Consider the following 22,307-nt stretch of genomic DNA (forward strand, 5'->3'; position numbering starts at 1 on the left):
CGCGCGAACGTCAACGCGGCCTGCAAGGGGATGTGAGATCGGGTGCCGTTTGCACGAAATGCGATAAGGGAACCACTCAACAACGGCTGGCGACCACTTATCAGATTCGTCATTCCGGCGCAGGCCGGAATCCAGGGACGGTACGGCTTGAACCGGCCTTGCCGCTACTGGATTCCGGTCTGCGCCGGAATGACGAACAAGAGCAATGAGCCGGCCGTTTTTCATGGCTTCTTCCACGGGCACCAGTAGATGTCCAACTGCGGCGCGGCACGCAGCACCGCCGCCATCGGCAGCGTGCTGCCGGGTTCGCGCGCGGCATCCAGCACGGCGCACTTGGCCTCGCCCTCGATGTGCACGAACAGCGTGCGGCTGTCGAGCAGGGCGGGCAGGGTGAAGGTGATGCGCGGCTCGCCGGCACCGGCGGCGCGCATCGGCAACACGCGTGCCGTGCCGTTCAAGTCCAGTACTTCGGCCAGACGATCACCACCGGGAAAGAACGAGGCGGTATGGCCATCGCCACCCATGCCGAGGACCACCACGTCGAACGTGGTCGGCAGCGTAGCGATCCGCGCGCGCAGCGCGGCAATCGCTGCTTCCGGCGTCGGCGCTTCCACATACAGCGGCACGAAGTTCGCGTCGGCCGCGGCATGGCGCAACAGCAGCGACTTCACCAGTCGCGCATTGGATCGTTCGCTGCTTTCCAGCACCCAGCGCTCGTCGACCAGGGTCACGCGCACCTTCGACCAGGCCAGTGCCTCGTGCGAAAGCCGCTCGAAGAAACGCGCCGGCGTGCTGCCGCCGGAGACCGCCAGCAGTGCCGCACCGCGTGCCGCGATGGCCGCGCGCAACCGCGCGGCGACCTGCGTGGCCAATGCTTCGGCCAGGGCATCCGCATTCGCGTAGCGGTGCAGCGCGTCGGGCATCAGTCGTTGTCCTCGTGCCAGGTGCGGCCATCGCGTTCGATCAGTGCCACGGCCGCGCTCGGGCCCCAGCTGCCGGCGGTGTACGGACGCGGCGGCTCGTTGCTGGCAGCCCATGCAGCCAGGATCGGACCGGCCCAGCGCCACGCCGCTTCCACTTCATCGCGACGCATGAACAAGGTGGGATTGCCGCGCACCACGTCGAGGATCAGGCGCTCGTACGCATCCGGCTGCTGCACGCCGAAAGCCTCGGCGAAGCTCATGTCCAGCGGCACGTGGCGCAGGCGCAGGCCGCCCGGGCCCGGGTCCTTGATGGTCAGCCACAGCTTCACGCCTTCGTCCGGCTGCAGCCGCAGCACCAGCTTGTTCTGCGCCAATGCGCCAACGCTGCCTTCGAAGATGGAATGCGGCACCGGCTTGAATGCGACCACGATTTCCGACACCCGCTCGGGCAGGCGCTTGCCGGTGCGCAAGTAGAACGGCACGCCAGCCCAGCGCCAATTGCCGATCTCGGCCTTCAAAGCCACGAAGGTCTCGGTGCTCGACTTGCCGCCGTCCAGTTCATCCAGATAGCCCGGCACGCTCTGACCTTCGGAAGCGCCGGCGCGATACTGCCCGCGCACGGTGAGCTGGGCGGCGTTGTCGCCATCGATCGGCTTCAGCGCGCGCAGCACCTTCAGCTTTTCGTCGCGCACCGCGTCGGGCGAGAGCGAGGCCGGCGGCTCCATCGCCACCATGCACAGCAGCTGCAGCATGTGGTTCTGCACCATGTCGCGCAGCGCGCCGGCACGGTCGTAGTAGCCGGCGCGGCGACCCAGGCCCAGCGTCTCGGCCACGGTGATCTGCACGTGGTCGATGTGGCTGGCGTTCCACAGCGGCTCGAACAGCGCGTTGCCGAAGCGCAGCGCCAGCAGGTTCTGCACCGTTTCCTTGCCGAGGTAATGGTCGATGCGATAGGTCTGCGACTCGGCGAACACGCGGCCGACGTCGTCGTTGATCTTGTTGGCGCTGGCCAGGTCGCGGCCGATCGGCTTTTCCAGCACCACGCGCGAGGCGCCCTGGTTGAGGCCGTATTTGCCCAGTCGCTCGCAGATGTCCACGAACAGCTCGGGCGAGGTGGACAGGTAGAACACGCGGATGTTGTCCGGCCGCTCGCCGACCAGGGCGGCGAAGCCATCCCAGCCCTCGTCCTTGCGCGCGTCCAGCGGGCGATAGCCGATCAGGGCCAGGAAATCGTCGCACTGCTGCGGCAGATCGGTGGCGGCCTTGCCCAGCGCATCGCGCACCATGCCGCGGTAACCGTCGTCGTCGAGCGGCTCGCGCGCCACGCCGATGATGCGGCTGGCGGGTCGGATCTGCCCGGCCACGTAGCGGTGGAACAGGGCCGGCAACAACTTGCGCACGGCCAGATCGCCGGTGCCGCCGAAGATCACCAGGTCGAACGGATCGACCGGCAGGGAGGCTGGGGTCACAACGCACCTCGAACGCGCTAGGGGCAGGCAGCAGGAGGCCACTTGCCGTGGACGGGCACTGATCGTACCAATGAAATACCAGACGATACCAGTCCTTTGTGTAAGCGATCTTATGACGATCGGTCCATTCGAGACCACCGCGCATGGCGCACTGCGGATTGTTCCAGTGGTGTTTCATTGGTATGGTACGCGCAGCCTGTCTGGGGTTACGGGCCTGCACCTGACGGTATCGCTTTGCTGGCCATCAGGGCGGCCACGGCTTCCACGCGGCCAGTCGCTCCCGCCCACCGCATCCTCATTCGACCCGTTGCAGAAAAGGCGGAAACCTTGGACAAACCCTTCCAATCCATGCAAAACGCCCTCGCCGACGAATACCGCCGCCTGTGCAGCGATGCCGCCGCCCATCAGCCGCTGGCCTACCTGCGGCTGCGCCGGGCGATCCGCAACGTGATCGAACAGCGCGCCATCGAACCGGGCCAGACCCTGCCGAGCGAGCGCGACCTGGCGCAATTGCTGACGCTGTCGCGCGTCACCGTGCGCAAGGCCATCGCCGGACTGGTGGAAGAAGGCGTGCTGACCCAGCGCCACGGCGCCGGCACCTTCGTGGCCGAACGCATCATCAAGCCGATGTCGCGGCTGACCAGCTTCACCGAGGATCTGCGCGCGCGGGGCCTCAATCCGCGTTCGGAATTCTTCGAGCGCGACGTGGGCGAGGTGACCCCGGAAGAATCGATGGCGCTGAATCTGTCGCCCGGCGTGCAGGTGATCCGCCTGCACCGCGTGCGCTACGCCGGCGACGAGCCGCTGGCGATCGAGCGCACCGTCGTCCCCGCCAGCGTGTTGCCCGACCCGATGCTGGTGCACGACTCGCTGTACGAAGCCCTGGAAGCCCGCGGCTGCCGCCCACGCCGCGCCTTGCAACGCCTGCGCGCGGTGCTGCTGAACGCCCGCCACGCCCGCCTGCTGCACGTACCCACCGGCAGCGCCGGCCTCAATATCGAACGCCGCGCCTTTCTCGACGACGGCCGCGTGGTCGAATTCACCACGTCCTGGTACCGCGGCGACATCTACGATTTCGTGGCGGAATTGCAGACCGACTGAGCCTTGGAACGAATGGCACTTATTTAAGGCCAGCCGATTCCCATAACCGTCGTAGCCCACGCAGCGGGCGAAGTCGAAGCGCTGCCGCGTCTGGACAGTCCATCGACGTGGCGGGAGCCGAAGGGTTAAAGCTCGCTCGCATGGTCAGGTTGGCAAGTATCCAAGCGCCGGTTATGCGGCCCTGACCTCGGTCAACAGATCAGGATGACGATCCAGCACCCTGAGTAGCTTCACCAGTGCCAAGGGTGGCTTGGTTTTGCCGTTCTCGTATCGCGAAAACGCATTGACACCGCCCCCGAAGATTTCGGCAGCCTCGCGTTGATCGAGTGCCAACTTCTTTCGGACACTGGCAATGAAGCCAGGATCAACGATCGAGGCGTTCACCTGCTTGTTGAAATCCAGCATCGCCGTACTGGTGCGCGTCGACTCGGCTGCATCGAGGATCATTTCCCCACAGCTCGGACAAAAGTCACCGGTGACGTCAGGAATGAGGGTCGACTCGCCCTTGTAGGTGTAGGGCATGTCGCGGGTGTCATGCACCAATTCCGCGGCTGCGCAGGAAGGACACTTCATGATCAAAGCTCCTTGAAGGACACGATGAGCACATCATCCATGACCGTCAGTTTCAGGTAGACCTCGCCAGCGGATGTATTGGGTCGATACACGTCTTGCCACACCCGATGATCCGCATGCGTGGTCATGCTCTTGTAGAAATCGGACGGGGTCAGTGACGCGACCACGTCGATGATTCCGGCAAAGTCGAAACCCAAGGCGGCACCGCCCGTCAAGGCCGAGAACGTGGAGCGCACCTTCCCGGCGGCAAGCAGAGTCTTTACGATGGACAGCTTGCAGTGAGGCGTCCCTTTCTCCATGCCCGAAGACTAACCCACTAGGTTAATTTTAGCAAGTAGGTTAATACATGTCCCGACGCTCAACCGAGGCTGGGTGTCACCGCGCCCAAGGAAATTCGCGCCAGACCCCATGCCATCACATACCATTCCGCCCGATTCCGCTCTCCAACACCTACTGGCCGAAGCAGGGAAAGCACTGAGCCAAGGCCAGCCCGAACGTGCCCGACAGGCGCTGCGACAGGTGCTTGCCCAGGCTCCCGATCAGGTCAATGCGCAAATCCTCTACGGCGTCGCTTGCCTCATGCATGGCGACTTCGCCGAAGCCGTCAGCTTCCTGCAAAAGGCCGCCCGGCAACATCCGGAGGACGCCACCGTCCAGATGTACCTGGGCAGCGCCCTGCACGACGCGGGATCATCGGACGAAGCCCTGACCCATCTGCGCCGCGCTTGCGAACTGGCGCCGCGCCAGGCCACGCCCTGGTACAACCTTGGCAAGGCACTGAAGCAGAATGGACAGTTGCCGGAAGCCGACCAGGCCTATCGCCACGCGCTGGCACTGGACGAAAAGCATGTGCTGGCCCGCATCGGCGTGGCCGACATCGCCACCATGCAGGGCGACATCCCGCGCGCCGTGACCGAGTACCGGCACGTGCTGCGCCAGCAACCCGAACGCGCCGAAGCGTGGCACGGGCTGGCCAATCTCAAGACCGAGTCGCTGGGACCGGCCGATATCGACCTGATCCGTGGCGCCCTGCGTCAACCCAACCTGCCCTCCGATACGCAGGTGCTGCTCGGCTTCAGCCTGTTCCGCGCACTGGAAGACCAACACGATTACGCCGGCGCTTTCGAAGCACTGCGCCAGGCCAACGCGGACAAACGGCGCCAGGTGGCATGGGACGCCGCCGCCGAGCGCGCGCAGATCGATCGCATCATGGAAGCCTTCAGCGCTTCACTGCCGGCATCGATGGATCCCACACTGGGCCATGAAGTCATTTTCATCGCCAGCATGCCGCGCTCGGGTTCCACGCTGATCGAGCACATCCTCGCGACACACCACGACGTCGAAGGTGCCAACGAGATTCCCGATCTGCCCCTGGTCATCGAAGACGAATCGCGCCGCCGCGGCCAACCCTTCCCGCAATGGGTCACCACCGCCACACCCGATGACTGGCACCGGCTAGGCCAGGACTACCTCGCGCGCACGGCACGTTGGCGCGAGCAACGCCCGCGCTTCACCGACAAGAACGTCGCCAATTGGCCGCTGCTGGGTGCGGCGCGCCTGATGCTGCCCGGCGCAAAAATCATCCATTGCCACCGCGATCCGGTGGAAACCTGCTTCTCCTGCTACCGCCACCTGTTCCGGCACGGCGTGCATTACAGCTACGACCTCGACGAGATGGCCGAGTACTACCGCGAGTACGAGCGCCTGAGTGCGTTCTGGCTGATGCGCTACCCGCAACACGTGCTCGATTTTCCCTACGAAGCGTTGGTGCAGGAACCGGAAACACAGATCCGCCGCCTGCTCGCCTTCTGCGACCTGTCCTTCGATCCCGCCTGCCTGACGCCTCATCGAACCAAGCGCGAAGTGCTCAGTACCGCAAGCGCGGCGCAGGTGCGCGAACCCATCCGCACCGATACGGCGCACAGCGCACCGTATCTGGAGTGGCTGCAGCCTCTTCGCGAGAAACTGGCACACTGAAACGAACAAGGCCGCCGGTTGCCCGGCGGCCTTGCTTATGTCGCTTGTTGCTTCCGTCTCCTTCGCCAGACGGCATCGAATGCGATGCCGTCTGGCCGTGGGAGCCGGCTTCTTACCAGTCGTACTTGACGCTGAACTCGGCGTAACGCGGCGGCTCCACCGCATAGCCGGCCACTCCACCATACGGCAGTTTGTAGCTGGCATCAGGCGCGCCCAGATAATCGTGGGTAACGACGTAAGCCGTGTCCTTCTGTTCGTTGAACACGTTGTGGACCTGTACCTGGAGGGTCAGATGCTTGCCGGCCCACTCCGGAATATAGCTGACCGACAGGTCGAGCTGATGGGTCCATGGCGTGTGACCCGCCTTACCCGGAGGCGACGGCATGCCGCCGCACCAGTGATAGGCTTCGCCGTAACCGTTGCCCGGATCACCCATCCCGGCGGCTTGCTGCGCCGAGGTTCCCCAGGAACCCAGGCAGGTGATCGGCGCACCCGACTGGATGATATACAGCCCACTGACCAACCACTCGGGAGTAATCGCGTAGGTGCCATAGGCCTTCAGCGTGTGCCGATGCGAATTGGGCAGTTCGCCGTTGGAGTACTGCATGATTTCGGGGAAGTCCCAAGCCTCGCTGATCGAGCCGGACTGGCCACCACCCGCAGCGGCTGAGGCGTTGCTGGTCTGGCCGAGCGGCGAGTAGGTCGGGCCTTCCGTGGTGCCAAAGCTCTTGGCAAACACATAGTCGATCTTGCCCATCCACTTGCCGTCCCACGGATGTTCCAGCGACTCTTCCAAGCTGTAGTACTTGCGGAACGCCTTCGGATAGCCCACGACATATCCCGCAGCACTCGCGGTGTGGGGGTTCCACGTGTAAGTGCTGTAGGTACCGGCGTTCGTCAGATAGCGCATGGTGTTGCTGCGCCCCGGATTGACCAGGATGTCGTACTGGAACGCACTCAGATTGGCGTCGGCAGGCGGAGCGGGCACAGTCCCGACGTCATCAATGACGTTGTTCATCTTCGAATAGGTGGCCTGCGACGTCCACACCAGCGACTGGCCGAACGCGTGGAACGCCTTCTGGAAGCCCAGCACGTACTCGTCCTGGTACATCGCCTTCAGGTCCGTGGCGGCAATCGTATGCGCGTCCTTCGGCGTACCATACTCGCCGTCAGGCGAGTATGGTACCGAGGTCGTCGGAACCCGGGTCAGACCCTGCGGAATGCCGTTCGCATCGATGGACGAATAGGTGTAGTACTCGTTGATGTACCTGTTCGCACCGGCCATCCGCACACCCAGGCCTGTCGGCAACGCCAGATAGTAACGTCCCACGTTGCCGTACAGTTTGGCGCTGCTGTCACCGAAGATGTCCCAGCTGAAGCCCAGGCGCGGCTGCCACTGTGGCTTGGTTTCACGGATGTAAGCATGGCCGCCGGCGTTGTAGTTGGTGAACTGGTCGTTGCGCAGGCCGAGGTTCAACAGCAGGTTGGGCGTAATTTGCCAGTTGTCCTCGATATACTGCGCCTTCTGTTCCACCGTGAACGAGGATACGGCGCCGTACTGACGCTTCTCGACGAAGTATCCGGACTTGCCATTGGGATAGAGCGCTGGATTGGCGACGCACTGGCCCGCAGTGTTGCAGGTCAGGTTTGGTGCCGTGTTACCCGCCCCTTGCCGTTCGTAAACCCAGTAATACCCCGGACCGTAGCTGACGCTGCCATCGCTGATGTCCGTGCTGCGCATGTTGTCGATGCCGAACTTCACGTCGTGGTTGCCCAGCTTCCAGTCCAAGTCCATGCGGAAGTTGTTCTCGCTGGACTTGTGGCCCGGGGACGGGCCCGTTCTGGAGTTGTTGTTTTGGTTGCCGTAACCCGGAACGGCCGGGTTCTGCTTTGAGATGCCAGCCAGGCCCGCTAGTGTCGGGTCGAAGCCCGCATAGGGCAGCGTCTGGCTGGCATACGTGCTCTTCATCTTGCCGGCCAACACACTCAACGTGAGGTTGTCGGTGATGTACGAGGTGTACTTCAGGATGCCGACGTTGAACTTGCTCGAGTACAGTGGGTTGTTAATGTTGTTGAAGCTGCCCACAGCATGCGTGCTGTAGTCGTAGTTGTAGGCGTTGTTCGAGAGGTCTTCGAGCTTGCTCGAGGCGTAGGTGCCTTCAAGAATATTGTTGTCGTTGATGTTCCAGTCCAGCTTGCCGTAGAACTTGGGCGAGCTGGTGCTGTGCGAGTTGTAGTACGGCGAATTGACCGAGCCGGTGGTCTTGCGACTGTCGTGCTGGGCCTCGGCCGTGAGGTAGAAGAACAGCTTGTCCTTGATCAGCGGGCCCGAAATATAAGCGTCGTAGATCTGGCTCCAGTCCTCGTTCTTCTGGCGATTGACGAACATGTCCCCGACTCGTTGCCCCGGGTTCGTCGATTCCGGGTTCGCGTAATGGATGTTGTCGTAGGTGCCCTGCGCCCAAGTCGGCCTCCAAGTGACGTAGGCGCCGGCATGGAACTCGTTGCCGCCGCGGTGGCCAATCTGGCTGATCACGCCGCCGGTGGAGCGGCCGTATTCGGCGCCGTAGCCGGAGGTGATGGTCTGCTGCTCGGCGATGGCGAAGTACGGCAGGGCGATGCCGCCCGCATTGCCGACCGGGTCCGTGGTATTGAAGCCGTTGATGTAGTAGGCGTTTTCAACCGTCGAGTCACCACCAAAGGAGATCAGCGGCGTGCCGGCCGGACCGGTACCGAGGCTGGCATTGCCACCGGAGGTACCGGGCGCCAGCAGGGCGATGGACTCGGCGTTGCGTGCCAATGGCAGCTGCTTCAGCTGCTGGGCGGTGATCACCGAGGTCTGACGGGTAGAGGACACGTCGATCGCGGGCAACGCGTTGGCCGTCACCGTGACAGCGCCAAGGTTCTCTACGTTTTTGCCACCGGCGGCAGCGGCAAACACGACCGGCGCGCCACCAGCCACACTCACCAGCACATGGTTGTGTGTAGAAACTACGTTGCCGTTCTGCATCAGCGATACGGTGTACTCGCCCACCGGCAACTGGCTGGCGGAATAATGGCCATCACTACCGACCGACACTTCGCGGGTCAGGCCAGTCTGGTTGCTGACAACCCGAACCGTCTCGCCCGCAGCCACCGGCGCGGTACCGAAGACTGAACCGGTGGTGGCCTGGCCATAGGCCACGCCGGTAAGGCCGAGGCTCAAGGCCAAGGCAGCGGTCAGGGCGTTGCGGCGGTACTGGTTTCCCCGCACATAGCGCTTGTTCATGTGTTTCTCCCCATCTAAAGACAACCCAAATCCGGGCAATGGACACTGCCTTGTCAGTCGCTACGCGCGACTGCTGCAGCAATTGATTCAGGGGCATCGGTCTGGCGCGGCGATCCTTGGCTTTCGAACAGTCTCGCAATCACTGTGACCCTCATGCACAGCATCACGAACAATGTAATCAAAACCGCCCAGACAAACCCTCCGACTGGGCCAGAGCTTAATTTGAACAATTATGACTGTCAACACTTTCTTAGCGTTTTTACAAGGGCGCTTTTATATTCGGTAAAGGGGTAATTTCTTGCATATTCGAAATATATTGACGCATACCATCCCCGGATAATCACTGCCGCTCATCAAGCCAGCAAAAAGCACATGTTCCAAAGGCAGATGTCGCTCAGGGCCTCAATCGCCTGTCGCCTGATATGTGTGTAATTTTCAGTGACTTAGGAGGCGAGTCAAAGCAACAACGAAGAGGGTTCGTGGGGTGCGCCCGAGGAGCACGCCAGCAATGCATGAAGACGTTATTTATTGCGGTTAAAGTAAGTGTTCTTGCGAAACCCAAGCGAATCATCAGCAAACCGGGTGCCTCGTCAGGCGAACCACGTTGCATCACGGAGAAAAACGCCTTTCCACTAATTCGCGTAGTAATATTTTGCGGAAATCTACCGCATACTTCTTTTAATGTTCTTTAGTTGGTCTCGCCAGCCGGCCCACGAGCATTTCGCTGCTGCATTACGGCCATGGCATCTTCTTCCGTGACAAGGCTCTTTACCTGATGTCCGGCCACCCGGCGGAACCATGAAACGTGCAGGACTGCCATTCCATCTCAAGCCGCCTCGTTTGCCCCCACCCACCCCCAACCGCTAAAGTTCGCCCGTTTCGGGTGTCCTGCGGGCCTTCGCCCACGGGATGAAACGGGAAGCCGGTGCGTTGCGCGCGAAGCGCAGCAAGGCCGGCGCTGCCCCCGCAACGGTAAGCGAGAGAACATCGGACGGCGGATAGCCACTGTGCTGCGGCACGGGAAGGCGTCGTCCGATGGCATGTGCCATGGCCCATGCGGCTCGCAAGCCCGGAGACCGGCCCGAATCGAACGTTTCTGGTGACTCGCGGTGGGCGAGGCTGGATCGCGTGCCGTGGCGATTGCCGCTGCATGCCGTTCCGCCTTCTTTCGCATGTCACCAGCCCAGGCAACCTGTGCTGCGCGGGGACGCGTGGCGGGACACGACATGATGATGAAGAACACCCTGCTGGCCACCGCTTTGCTCGCCGGTCTGGCGATGGCGGCCACGGCTGCCGCCGACCAGGCGGATGCCACCCTCGAACCGGTGATCGTCACCGCCACGCGCACCGCGATCACCGCCGACGAAGCCTTGTCCTCGGTCAGCGTGATCACCCACGACGACATCGTGCGGCTGCAACCGGTTTCGCTGGTGGACCTGCTGCGCGGCCTGCCCGGCGTCACCATCACCCAGTCCGGCGGTATCGGCGAGCAGACCTCGCTGTTCCTGCGCGGCACCAATTCCACGCATACGCTGGTGCTGCTCGACGGCATCCGCATCGGCTCGGTCACCGCCGGCCTCGCCGCGCTCGAGCAGATCCCGGTGGATCAGATCGAGCGCATCGAGATCGTGCGCGGACCGCGTTCCAGCTTGTACGGTGCCGATGCGATCGGCGGCGTGATCCAGATCTTCACCAAACACGGCCAGCGCAATGGCGGCATCACCCCGTCGCTGAGCATCACTGCCGGCAGCCACGGCCTGGCCGGTGGGCAGTTCGGCGTGTCCGGCGGCGATTCGCACGCCTGGTACAACCTGAACCTGGGCGGCGAATACACCAGCGGCTTCCCGGCCTGCAGGATGGGTGCGGCCGAGGTCGGCGCCGGCTGCTTTGCCGACGATCCGCGCAACGGCGCCTACCGCAACTGGAATGGCCTGCTCGATGCCGGCTATCGCTGGGACAACGGCACCGAGCTGGCCGTGACCGGCCTGCGCAGCAAGAGTTACGTGGAATACGGCGGCAGCCCGTACGGTGGCAACCGCGCACTGGAGGAACAGCGCGTGGCCGGTGCCCGCTTGTCGTTCGCGCCGCTGGACCCGTGGAAGGTCACGTTGAGCGCCGGACAGAGCCGCGACCTGTCGTCGACCGCCTACCAGGGCACCTATTACGGCATGTACTACCCCACCACGGCCACCGGCTACACCCGCTCGCGCCGCAACCAGGCGTCGTGGCAGAACGACTTCAGCCTCGGCTCGAACCAGTTGCTCAGCGCCGGCGTGGACTACCGCCAGGAACATATCGCCAGCAGCACCGGCTACTTGGCCAGCACCGTCAGCGATACCGGTGTGTTCGCGCAGTACCAGGGTACATTCGGTCGCAATGAAGTGCAGCTCTCGGCGCGCCACGACCACAACGGCCAGTTCGGCAACCACGACACCGGCGCCGTGGCCTGGGGCTACCGCTTCGACCATGGCCTGCGCCTGACCGCCAGCTACGGCAGCGCCTTCCACGCACCGACCTTCAACGACCTGTACTACCCGCCCTACTACGGCGTGGCTTCGGCCAACCCGAACCTCAAGCCGGAAACCTCGCGCAGCGCCGAACTTGGCCTGTCGCAGCAGGGCGAGGGCTGGAACTGGGCGCTGAACGCCTATCAGACGCGCATCCATGACCTGATCACGCTGAACGACGTCTATTACCCGGAGAACATCAGCCAGGCGCGCATCCGCGGGCTGGAAGCGCAGGCCGGTGCCACCCTGGCCGGCTGGCGCGTGCAGGGCTACCTGACCCTGCTGCAGCCAAAGAACGACGGCGGCGCCAGCGATCCGAACGACGGCAAGCTGCTGGCACGCCGGCCGGAGCGTACCGTGCGCGTGGACCTGGATCGCCACTTTGGCGCATTCGGCGTGGGCGCCACGTTCTACGCCGCCGGCAAGCGTTTTGACGACGCGGCCAACCGGCACCACCTGGGCGGCTACGCCACCACCGACCTGCGCGCCAGCTATGCGTTCGCACGCGACTGGTCGGTGTCGGCACGACTGGCCAATGTGTTCGATCGCAAGTACGAAACCGTGTGGTACTTCAACCAGCCCGGCCGCACCTGGTTCCTTACCTTGCGCTACAGCCCGGCGGCGCACTGAGGTCGATCCGGTTTCCCCGCGTACCGGGGAACCGGAAGCGCGCCCATCCTCCGAACCATCGGGAGTGATGAGTGTCGATCCTCAGCCAGCTTTTCCCCTTCTCCCTTTGGGAGAAGGTGCCCCGAAGGGGCGGATGAGGGTTCGGGCACAGCGAAGTGCCCGGCACGATTCAGGCCTGCATGCTGCGCTTCGCCAGAACCCTCTCCCCAACCCCTCTTCCTCGCTCCTCAAAGCAGGGCCATCCATGGCCCTTCACCGCGTCCGAGGGAAGAGGGGCTTCAGACAGCTGAGTTTCGACGCCAATCACCTTCCGCAAGACGCCTGTGCATCGCTCCGCCAAGAGCGGTGCGCAAGCGCTCATCCTGTCACGTCCGAAGCGGCCAAAACCCGCGCCGCCGCGCCCATGCCTTTCGGCACGGACCGACTTCAGGCACATTCATGCGTCCAGCCATGAAGGCATAAAGGCAGCATGACCCCGTTTCCCTGCCACGACGCACCTGCCGCCGCGCGCCATTTGCACGCGACGCTTCACACGGATGTACGCTGCGCCGACCGCGCGGGAGGTCATCCGTGAACCTGTTTGCACCGATGATCCGCCGTCCGGCGGGCACCTCGTTGCTGGCGATCGGGCTGGCCATTGCCGGCTTTTGTGCCTACCTGCTGCTGGGTGTGGCGGCATTCCCGTCGATCGAATTCCCGTTCATCGCGGTGTCCGCGCAACTGCCCGGCGCCAATGCGCAGACCATGGCCACCACGGTGATGGCGCCGCTGGAGCGCCACCTCGGACGCATCCCCGGCGTCTCGCAGATGAATGGCTCCGCGACGGACGGTGCGGTGCAGATCGGCCTGCAGTTCGACTTCAGCCACAGCACCGACAAGGCCGCGCGCGACGTGCAGGCTGCGATCAACGCAGCGCTTGCCGACTTGCCGCAGCTGCCCACGCCCCCGGTTTATTTCAAGGCCAACAGCTCGAACATCCCGGTGCTGCTGGTTGCCATCACCTCGCCCAGCCTGCCGCCGGACAAGCTGTACGACCTGACTGATACCTTGCTGAAACCGGCCGTGTCGCAGATTCCCGGCGTGGCCCAGGTGCAGTTGGGCGGCAGCACGCCGCATGCCGTGCGCATCGCGCTGAATACCGGCGCGCTGACCAGCGCCGGCATCACCGCGAACGATGTCGCCAACGCCTTGCGCGCGGCGAATGTCACTTCGCCACAAGGCACGCTCAGCAATGGCTTCACCCGCATGACGGTGACCGCCAACGACTCGCTGCACAGCCCGCAGGATTTCGCCAGCCTGATCATCGCCAGCCACAATGGGGTGCCGGTGCGGCTGTCCGACGTGGCCACGATCAGCAGCGGTCAGCAGGACAAGTACGCCGCGGCGTGGTTCAACGGCCAGCGCTCGGTGATGATGCGCATCACCAAGCGCCCGGAGGCCAATGCGGTCGCGGTGGTGAAGGCCATCCGCTCGCGCCTGCCCGAGCTGCGCAACCTGATGCCGGCCGACGTGACGATGGTGCCGATCTTCGACCTCACGCCGACCACCGAGTCGGCGCTGCACGAGGTGGAAGTGGCGCTGCTGATGAGCATCGTGATGGTGGCGCTGGTGATGCTGGTGTTCCTTCGTCGCACCCGTCCCACCATCATCGCCATGTTCAGCGTGCCGCTGTCGCTGGCCGGCGCGCTGGTGGTGATGTGGGTGATGGGTTTCACGCTGAACATCTTCTCGCTGGTGGCGCTGGTGCTGTGCGTGGGTTTCGTGGTGGACGATGCAATCGTGGTGATCGAGAACATCGTGCGCCACATCGAGAAAGGCATGAAACCGCTGCCTGCCGCGTTGACCGGCGTACGCGAGATCGGCTTCACGGTGATCTCGATCACGCTGTCGCTGATCGCGGTATTCGGGCCGATGGTGTTCGGCGACAACATGTTCACCAAACTGATGCGCGAGTTCGCGGTGACGCTGATCGCCACCATCGTGATCTCCGCAGTGGTGTCGCTGACGCTGACCCCGGCGCTGTGCGGCCGCTGGCTGACTGCAGAGCACGATGTGGTCCCCTCGCCCGGACGACTGGAGCGTCTGGCCGAACGCTTTGACGGCTGGATGCTGCGCACCTACGAGCGGGGACTGGACTGGGCGATGCACCATCGCAGGATGATGCGCTGGCAGCCGATCATCCTGCTGGTGCTGACCATCGTGCTGGCCGTGGCGGTGGCCAAAACCGCCGGCGGCGGACTGATGCCGAAGGAGGACACCGGGCTGCTGCGCACCCGCATTACCGCGGACGCCAACATCTCGCCCGAAGCGATGGCCAAGCGCACCCAGGAGGTCGCAGCCAAGCTGCTGGCCGATCCCGCGGTCAGCGACGTCTCCGCCTTCCTCGGCAGCAACAACGGCGGCGCGGTGGGCAACGAGTCGAGCATGTTCGTCGACCTCAAGCCGATCGGGAAGCACAAGGGCGATCGACAGGATTCTGCCCAGCAGGTGGTGGATCGCCTGACCAAATACTTCAAGCAGATTCCCGATATCAACGTGTCGGTGAGCGCGGTGCAGTTCATCAGCGGCGGCGGTGGCGGCGGTAGTGGCATCGGCCAGTACTCGTTCGAACTGCAGAGCACCAGCGGTGCGTCACTGCAGGACCCCACGCTGAAGCTCGCGCGGATCATGCGCAACATGAAGCAGTTCCGCGATGTCACCACCAGCTTCGACAGCATCGGCATGCAGCAGATGCTGCAGGTGGATCGCAACGCCGCCTCGCGCCTGCACGTAAGCATGGCCCTGGTCGACGACGCATTGGCCAACGCCTTCGGCCAGCGCGTCGTCTCGACGATCTATTCCGACATCAACCAGTATCGCGTGGTGCTCACCGCCGACAATGCCGAGTCACTGAACCCGGGCACGCTGCTGAATACCTACGTGCGCAACAGCCAGGGACAGATGATCCCGCTTTCCGCGCTGGCGAAGATCCAGCCGCATATCGCGCCAGTGGAAATCGATCACACCAACCAGATCGAGTCGTCCTCGATCAACTACAACCTGGCCAAGGGCGTGACCCAGGGCGACGGCCTGAAACTGGTCGACCAGGCCATCTACGCGGCCAACCTGCCCGCCGGCATCCAGAAAAAATACACCGGCAACAACAAGGACTTGATGGATGCGCTGAGCAATTCGCTGATCACCCTGCTCGCGGTGATCCTGACCATGTACGTGGTGCTCGGCATCCTCTACGAAAGCCTGATCCATCCGCTGACCATCATTTCCACCCTGCCGGCGGCAGGCATGGGCGCCTTCCTCGCCATGCTGGTCACGCACACCCAGCTCACCCTGATGTCGGTGATCGCGGTGTTGATGCTGATCGGCATCGTGAAGAAGAACGCGATCCTGATGGTCGACTTCGCGCTGGTGGCCGAACGCGAACACGGCCGCTCCGCACCGGAGGCGATCCGCGAGGCGGCGTTGGTGCGCTTCCGCCCGATCACCATGACCACCCTGGTGGCGATGGGCGCGGCGCTGCCGCTGGCGGTCGGCTTTGGCCAGGGTTCCGAAATGCGCCAGCCACTGGGCATCGCCATCCTCGGCGGCCTGTTCGTGTCGCAATTGCTCACCCTGCTCTCAACGCCGGCGATCTACCTGTGGCAGCACGACCGGCGCGAGCGCAAGGCGAAGCGGCGGCAACTGCGCGAGGAAATCCGGCGGCAGCGCGAGCTGACGAAGAAGATGCCGGCGCTGCCGCGATAGCAGCCTTGATCGCCGGGCATGCGTTTCCCGATGGCCCGGGATGCCGCCATACCGGTGCGTCACCAACCGGGTACTCCCTGAACAACGACGGGCGCCCAAGGCGCCCGTCGCAGCTGGTTCAAGCGGTGGTCGACGCCGTTACAGCGCGTAGTACATCTGGAACTCCAGCGGATGCGTGCTGGCGCGGTAGCGGGTGACTTCCTGCATCTTCACGCCGATGTAGGCGTCGATGAAGTCGTCGGTGAACACGTCGCCGGCCTTGAGGAAGTCGCGGTCCTTGTCCAGCGCTTCCAGTGCGGCGTCGAGGCTGGCGCAGACCTGCGGAATGTTCTTCTCTTCTTCCGGCGGCAAGTCGTACAGATCCTTGTCGGCCGGCGCACCCGGGTCGATCTTGTTCAGGATACCGTCCAGGCCGGCCATCATCAGCGCGGTAAAGGTGAGGTAGCCGGACTGCATCGGATCGGGGAAGCGCACCTCGATGCGGCGGCCCTTCGGGCTGGCCACGTACGGGATGCGGCAGCTCGCCGAGCGGTTGCGCGCGGAGTAGGCCAGCATCACCGGCGCTTCGAAGCCCGGCACCAGGCGCTTGTAGCTGTTGGTGGTGGAGTTGGCGAAGGCGTTGATCGCCTTGGCGTGCTTGAAGATGCCGCCGATGTACCACAGCGCGGTCTGGCTGAGGCCGCCGTACAGATCGCCGGCAAACAGATTCTCGCCGTTCTTGGCCAGCGACTGGTGCACGTGCATGCCGCTGCCGTTGTCGCCGACGATCGGCTTGGGCATGAAGGTGACGGTCTTGCCGTTCTGGTGCGCCACGTTCTTGATGACGTACTTCATCGTCATCAGCTCGTCGGCCTTCTGCACCAGGGTGTTGAACTTGACGCCGATCTCGCACTGGCCGGCGTTGGCCACTTCGTGGTGGTGCACTTCCACGGTCTGGCCCAGCGATTCCAGCACCTTGCACATGTCGGCGCGCAGGTCGCCCAGCACGTCCACCGGCGACACCGGAAAGTAACCGCCCTTCACCGCCGGGCGATGGCCCATGTTGCCGCCTTCATACTTGAAGCGCGTGCTCCACGAGGCCTCTTCCGATTCGATCTCGTAGAACACGCGGCCCATGTCGTTCTGCCAGCGGATCGAGTCGAAGATGAAGAACTCGGGCTCCGGACCGAAGAAGGCGGTGTCGGCGATGCCGGTGGACTTGAGGTAGGCCTCGCCACGCTTGGCGATCGAGCGCGGGTCGCGGCCGTAGGCCTGCAGGGTGCTCGGCTCCAGCACGTCGCAATGCAGCACCAGCTGGGTGTGTGCGCTGAACGGGTCGAGATAGGCGGTGGACGGATCGGGCATCAGGATCATGTCCGACTCGTTGATACCCTTCCAGCCGGTGATCGACGAGCCGTCGAACATCTTGCCGTCCTCGAAGGTCGACTCGTCGATGCTGTGTGCCGGGAACGTCACGTGGTGGTGCTTGCCGAGCATGTCGGCAAAACGGAAGTCGACGAACTCGACCTCGTGTTCCTGGATCTGGTCGAGTACTTGCTGGGCAGTCATGCGGAAACCTCGGCTGGGTGGACGTGCAGTATGGAACAAGACAGAGCAAAGGCTGTGCCAGACGTGAAAAGTCCGCCGGAACAGGCCATTGCGCACCTGGGCCGGCTCAAATTAAGCCAACATGGTGCAATTTGCCACCCACATTGCACCATGTTGAACATTTTGCACCCGCGCGACCCGGCTCAGAAAGCCTTGGCCAGGCTCAGCACCCACGTGCCACGCCCCAGGTAGCGACCCGCGATATTGCTGTAGACCTGACGGCGGGCGTTGGTGCCGTACCAGCCCAACGTCAGCGTGCAGCCGTGGGCAAACGTGCGCGCCACGTCCAGCTTCCAGTCGGAATAGGACGCGGCCCCGTCATGCGCCACGTCCTGGTGCCCCACATGCGCATCGAATTGCCAACCCGGTGCGAATGGCTGGCTCCAGGTCAGATCCACATAACCACTGTGCGCGCTGTCGGCGATGCCGAACAGGTTGCCGAAGGTTTGCGAGTATTTCAGCGTCAGCGTCTTCCAGCCCAGCGCGGCATAACCTTCCAGCGTGTACGGCCGGGTATAGCCGTGCGGATAGCTGCCGGGGTAGTAGTACTCGTACAGGCCGGCGTCGACGTGCCAGTCGCTGCCCAGATTTCCGCGCCAGCCGGCATAGGCGTCCAGCTCCACGCTGCTGGAGACCGGCTGTGCCGGCGTCGATCCATCCGACAGCCAGCTGATGTTGCTGCCCCAGGCGCCGACATACCAGCCGCTGTCGCGGTCGTACTCCACGCCGGCCTGCACCGCGGGATGGCGATTGGTCTGCGAGATGCCGCGAAACAGGTAATCGTTGGTGACGGCGACGCTGCCGCTCAGTGTGCCCGACGGCGCATTGTCGGCGAATGCCGGAAAAGCGATCGCGGCCAGCGGAATGGCGAGGACAGCGGCAAGGGCGGCTGGATGATTCGTGGATCGGGGCATGGCTCGACTCCATCGGCGAATGCAGGGATCGCGACGGATGGCATATGGACGTCCATTTGCTGGAAGCCACATGCAGTACTCGTCGTGTCCGGCGCATCGGCGATGCGCCATGCATGGCTCAGCAAGTTGCATGCCGCCGGCCCGAACGCGCTTGCATGCGGTTGTTGCGGGCCGATGCAGCCACGCCTGCGCCAAGGCGGGGAGCGCAGGGCGCCGGATCGGTGCAAACCCGCGCCAGGGCAGATCGGGCCCCGCGCAAACATGAAGTGCCGGCAAACAGGCCGCTGCCGGACCGCCACGCGCCCACCATCTGCAATCCCGTCCCGCTAAGCTATGTGCCTTTCCGGCGCCCGATCGCGCCGGCCCACTCTCAAACGGACCTGCGCCCCTGTGACCGACATCCTCCACGTCATCCTGCTCGGCATCATCGAAGGCATCACCGAGTTCCTGCCGATCTCCTCGACCGGCCACCTGCTGATCGCCGAACACTGGCTGGGCGCGCGCTCGGACCTGTTCAACGTGGGCATCCAGGCCGGCGCGATCCTGGCGATCACGATGGTGTACTGGAAGCGCATCTGGCAATTGCTGACCGGCTGGCGCGATGCGGCCACGCGCAGCTACCTGTTCAAGCTCGTGGTGGCGTTCCTGATCACCTGCGTGCTGGGGCTGATCGTCACCCACTACGGCTTCAAGCTGCCCGAGACGGTGACTCCGATTGCCTGGGCGCTGGTGATCGGCGGCTTCTGGATGATCGGTGCCGAGCAGATCGCGGCGAAGAAGCCGGATCGCAGCGAGGTGACCTGGCCGGTGGCGATCCTGGTCGGCGTGGCGCAGATGGTGGCTGGCATCTTCCCCGGCACCTCGCGCTCCGGCGCCACCATCTTCACCGCGCTGTTGTTCGGTACCAGCAACCGCGCGGCGGCCACCGAGTTCTCGTTCCTGGTCGGCATCCCCACCATGTACGCGGCCACCGGCTATGAGCTGCTGAAGGTGTTCAAGGACGGCGGCGCGGTGCACGAGGACTGGACCGCGCTCGGCGTCGGCTTCATCGTCTCGCTGATCGTCGCCTTCATCGCGGTGAAGTGGCTGCTCTCCTACATCCGCACCCATCGCTACACCGCGTTTGCGGTTTACCGCATCGCGCTGGGCGCCGCCTTGCTGCTGTTGATGCCGACCGGCGCCTGAGCGATGGCCGGCATGGCTGGCGCGACCATCGCCAGCCGGCAAGCCGGTACGTTGGTGCGCTGGAACAGCTCGTGCACCCATTCGATGAAGGCTTGCACGCGCGCCGACAGGTGCTTCTTCTGCGGATAGACGATCCACACCGGCGAGCCGGTGGAGATGGTGTCTTCCATGATCACCTTGAGCTTGCCGTAGCCGATCGCGCTGGCAGCCAGCCAGTGCGGCGTCTGGATGATGCCCAGCCCGGCGATGGCGGCCTGGATCACCGACTCGCCGTCGTTGATCAGCAGGTGCGCGTCTATATCCAGCGCGATGCGCCCGTCCGGCGTGTCGAACTGCCACTGGTAGGGGCGGCCGCTGGTGGGATAGATGTAGTTGATGCAGTGGTGCTGCTTGAGATCGTCGATGCTGACGGGAGCGCCGTGGCGTTCGAGGTAGCTCGGTGACGCGCACAGCACGTTGCTGAAATAACCGAGCTTGCGCGCGATCAGGTTGGAATCCTCCAGCTCGCCCATGCGGATCGCGCAGTCGATGCCTTCCTCGATCAGGCCGATGTTGCGGTCGCTCATCGACAGCTCCAGCCGGATATCGGGAAAGCGTGCCTCGAACTCGGCCAGGTTGGGGATCAACGCCGCCCGACCCACCGACACGTTCACCGCCACGCGCAGCTTGCCCTTGGGCTTGGTACGCGCGTAGTTCAACGCCTCCACTGCCTCGCCCAGGTCGGCCAGGATGTCCTTGCAGCGCTGGTAGAACGATTCGCCGTCGTCGGTAAGCCGCAACGCCCGCGTGCTGCGGAACAGCAGGCGAACGCCGATCTGTTCCTCCAGCCTGGACACCGCCCGACTGACCCCGGACGGCGTCATGCCGAGCTGGGCGGCGGCGGCCGCAAAACTCTTCGCTTCGACCACGCGAACGAAGCTGGATATTGCCGAGAAGTCTTCCATACTCGTCACCATAGCGTCATTCGTGACTCGCAGTCACGATTGGTGTGCGCCCGAAAGGGGTTAACTGTACCGTACAGTATTTATATTATCACGCCCCCACCGTGCTGCGTTGCCGCACGGCCCCACTCCCCGGAGCGTGACAATGAAGAAGAAACTGATCCTTGCCGGCCTCGTCGTGGTGGCCGTCGCCGGCAGCTGGGCCTTGCTCGGCAGCCACGGCGAAAGCCATGCCCAGGCCGCCGCCGGCGGTCCGCCCGACGTCACCGTGGCCCCCGCCTTGCTGCGTTCGGTCAGCGACAGCGCCGAATTCACCGGCCACGTGCAGGCCGTCGATACCGTGCAGGTACGTCCGCGCGTGGGCGGCTACGTCGACGCGGTGGCCTTCAAGGAAGGCGCCCTGGTACACAAGGGTGACGTGCTGTTCCGCATCGACCCGCGCCCGTTCCAGGCCGAGGTCGACCGGCTGGCCGCCCAGCGCGACCAGGCCCGTGCCGCGCTGAAACTGGCCCGTGACGACGCCAGCCGCGCCACCCGCTTGCTCGCCCAGCACGCCATCGCGCAGGCCGATGCCGACCGCCAGACCACCGCCGCGCAAAGTGCGCAAGCGGCACTCGCGGCGGCCAACGCGGCACTGGCATCGGCGCAGTTGAATCTCGGCTTCACCCAGGTGCGCGCGCCGATCGACGGCCGCGTCAGCAATGTGCGCGTCACCCCCGGCAACCTGGTTTCCAGCGCCGACGTACTGACCAGTGTGGTCTCGGTGAATCCGGTCTACGTGTATTTCGACGTGGACGAACAGACCTGGCTGAAGCTTGACCACCTGCGCGCCAAGGCTCGCCAGGGCGGCCACGTCGCACACATCGGCGCCGCGATGGAGTTGACCGACGAAAGCGGCTACCCGCATGCGGGCCAGCTCGATTTCGTCGACAACCAGTTGCACGTCGATTCCGGCACGATGCGGCTGCGCGCGGTGTTCAACAACCACGACGGCCTGTTCACTCCCGGCCTGTACGCCCGCGTGCGCCTGCAAAGCGGCCAACCGAAACCGCGCCTGCTGATCGACGACCGCGCGGTCGGCACCGACCTCGGCAACCAGTTCGTCTATGTGGTCGACAAGGAGCACAAGGTGCAATACCGGCGCATCAGCACCGGCCCGCTGGTCGATGGGCTGCGCGTGGTCGAGAACGGCCTGAAGGCCGGCGACAAGGTGGTGGTGAACGGCCTGCAGCACGTGCGTCCCGGTGTCGAGGTGAATCCGCAGCTGGTGGCCATGACCTACCGGCTCAACGCACGCGACAAGGCGCTGGTGGAAGCGACCGCACCGGCTTCCCCCGATGCGGACACTGCGCAGGCCAACCATGGCGCCGCTGCATCGCCTATTGCATCCCTCTCCCCCCGGGAGAGGGTGCCGGCAGGCGGGTGAGGGTACGGCCAGCGCGCCGCCTCGAAAGCTTCGCCGAACCCTCATCCGCCCTGCGGGCACCTTCT

The 22,307-nt window shown here is 64.2% G+C and carries 14 protein-coding genes and 1 riboswitch; of the genes, 6 read left to right on the plus strand and 8 right to left on the minus strand.

The genetic code is table 11. From position 1 onward, the window contains the following. Positions 1-221: 221 nt before the first annotated feature. Positions 222-923 carry a 6-phosphogluconolactonase gene (gene pgl / locus AB7849_RS08945; protein ID WP_369500892.1) on the minus strand — a complete coding sequence of 234 codons (702 nt, stop codon included), beginning with the start codon at positions 921-923 and terminating at the stop codon, positions 222-224. Then, positions 923-2,392: a glucose-6-phosphate dehydrogenase gene (zwf, locus tag AB7849_RS08950; RefSeq protein ID WP_008215145.1), complete on the minus strand. Its 1,470-nt coding sequence runs from the start codon at positions 2,390-2,392 to the stop codon at positions 923-925. The genes pgl and zwf overlap by 1 nt, the downstream gene beginning before the upstream one ends. Positions 2,393-2,740: 348 nt before the next feature. Here zwf and AB7849_RS08955 point away from each other — a divergent pair, with 348 nt between their 5' ends. Further along, entirely contained in the window at positions 2,741-3,493 is a 753-nt protein-coding gene (locus AB7849_RS08955) for a GntR family transcriptional regulator (protein WP_037101812.1), read from the plus strand. Positions 3,494-3,664: 171 nt separating this feature from the next. On the opposite strand, the gene AB7849_RS08960 is transcribed toward AB7849_RS08955, so the two are convergent. Next, positions 3,665-4,066 (minus strand): type II toxin-antitoxin system MqsA family antitoxin, encoded by a 402-nt coding sequence (locus tag AB7849_RS08960; RefSeq protein WP_008215143.1) that lies wholly within the window; start codon positions 4,064-4,066, stop codon positions 3,665-3,667. A gap of 2 nt (positions 4,067-4,068) precedes the next feature. Then, positions 4,069-4,365: a type II toxin-antitoxin system MqsR family toxin gene (locus AB7849_RS08965; RefSeq protein ID WP_008215142.1), complete on the minus strand. Its 297-nt coding sequence runs from the start codon at positions 4,363-4,365 to the stop codon at positions 4,069-4,071. Between the two features lie 109 nt (positions 4,366-4,474). On the opposite strand from AB7849_RS08965, the gene AB7849_RS08970 reads away from it, so the two are divergent. Beyond that, complete coding sequence (locus AB7849_RS08970) at positions 4,475-6,043, plus strand: tetratricopeptide repeat-containing sulfotransferase family protein (protein ID WP_037101798.1); 1,569 nt, start codon at positions 4,475-4,477, stop codon at positions 6,041-6,043. A gap of 112 nt (positions 6,044-6,155) precedes the next feature. Here the strand turns inward: AB7849_RS08970 and AB7849_RS08975 are convergent, their stop codons facing one another. After that, positions 6,156-9,311 (minus strand): TonB-dependent receptor, encoded by a 3,156-nt coding sequence (locus tag AB7849_RS08975; protein WP_369500898.1) that lies wholly within the window; start codon positions 9,309-9,311, stop codon positions 6,156-6,158. Between the two features lie 864 nt (positions 9,312-10,175). Further along, positions 10,176-10,410: riboswitch (cobalamin riboswitch) on the plus strand. 133 nt (positions 10,411-10,543) lie between these two features. Here AB7849_RS08975 and btuB point away from each other — a divergent pair. After that, positions 10,544-12,448, plus strand: coding sequence for a TonB-dependent vitamin B12 receptor (gene btuB, locus AB7849_RS08980; RefSeq protein ID WP_050984379.1), 1,905 nt, complete (start codon positions 10,544-10,546; stop codon positions 12,446-12,448). 570 nt (positions 12,449-13,018) lie between these two features. Then, positions 13,019-16,189, plus strand: a complete 3,171-nt coding sequence (locus AB7849_RS08985) for an efflux RND transporter permease subunit (protein ID WP_008215132.1) — start codon at positions 13,019-13,021, stop codon at positions 16,187-16,189. A gap of 138 nt (positions 16,190-16,327) precedes the next feature. Here AB7849_RS08985 and glnA read toward each other — a convergent pair whose 3' ends face one another. Both glnA and AB7849_RS08995 read right to left on the minus strand, forming a co-directional pair. Then, positions 16,328-17,737, minus strand: coding sequence for a type I glutamate--ammonia ligase (gene glnA, locus AB7849_RS08990; protein ID WP_008215129.1), 1,410 nt, complete (start codon positions 17,735-17,737; stop codon positions 16,328-16,330). A gap of 182 nt (positions 17,738-17,919) precedes the next feature. After that, on the minus strand, positions 17,920-18,690 hold the full coding sequence (locus AB7849_RS08995) for a TorF family putative porin (protein WP_008215128.1): 771 nt from the start codon (positions 18,688-18,690) through the stop codon (positions 17,920-17,922). Between the two features lie 390 nt (positions 18,691-19,080). Between AB7849_RS08995 and AB7849_RS09000 the strand changes: the two genes are divergently transcribed. After that, entirely contained in the window at positions 19,081-19,875 is a 795-nt protein-coding gene (locus AB7849_RS09000) for an undecaprenyl-diphosphate phosphatase (RefSeq protein WP_008215127.1), read from the plus strand. On the opposite strand, the gene AB7849_RS09005 is transcribed toward AB7849_RS09000, so the two are convergent. After that, entirely contained in the window at positions 19,821-20,819 is a 999-nt protein-coding gene (locus AB7849_RS09005) for a LysR family transcriptional regulator (protein WP_008215126.1), read from the minus strand. The genes AB7849_RS09000 and AB7849_RS09005 overlap by 55 nt on opposite strands. A gap of 142 nt (positions 20,820-20,961) precedes the next feature. Here AB7849_RS09005 and AB7849_RS09010 point away from each other — a divergent pair, with 142 nt between their 5' ends. Beyond that, entirely contained in the window at positions 20,962-22,242 is a 1,281-nt protein-coding gene (locus tag AB7849_RS09010; RefSeq protein WP_008215125.1) for an efflux RND transporter periplasmic adaptor subunit, read from the plus strand. Positions 22,243-22,307: the final 65 nt, after the last annotated feature.

The organism is Rhodanobacter sp. FW021-MT20, from assembly GCF_041107475.1.
GTDB lineage: Bacteria > Pseudomonadota > Gammaproteobacteria > Xanthomonadales > Rhodanobacteraceae > Rhodanobacter_A > Rhodanobacter_A glycinis.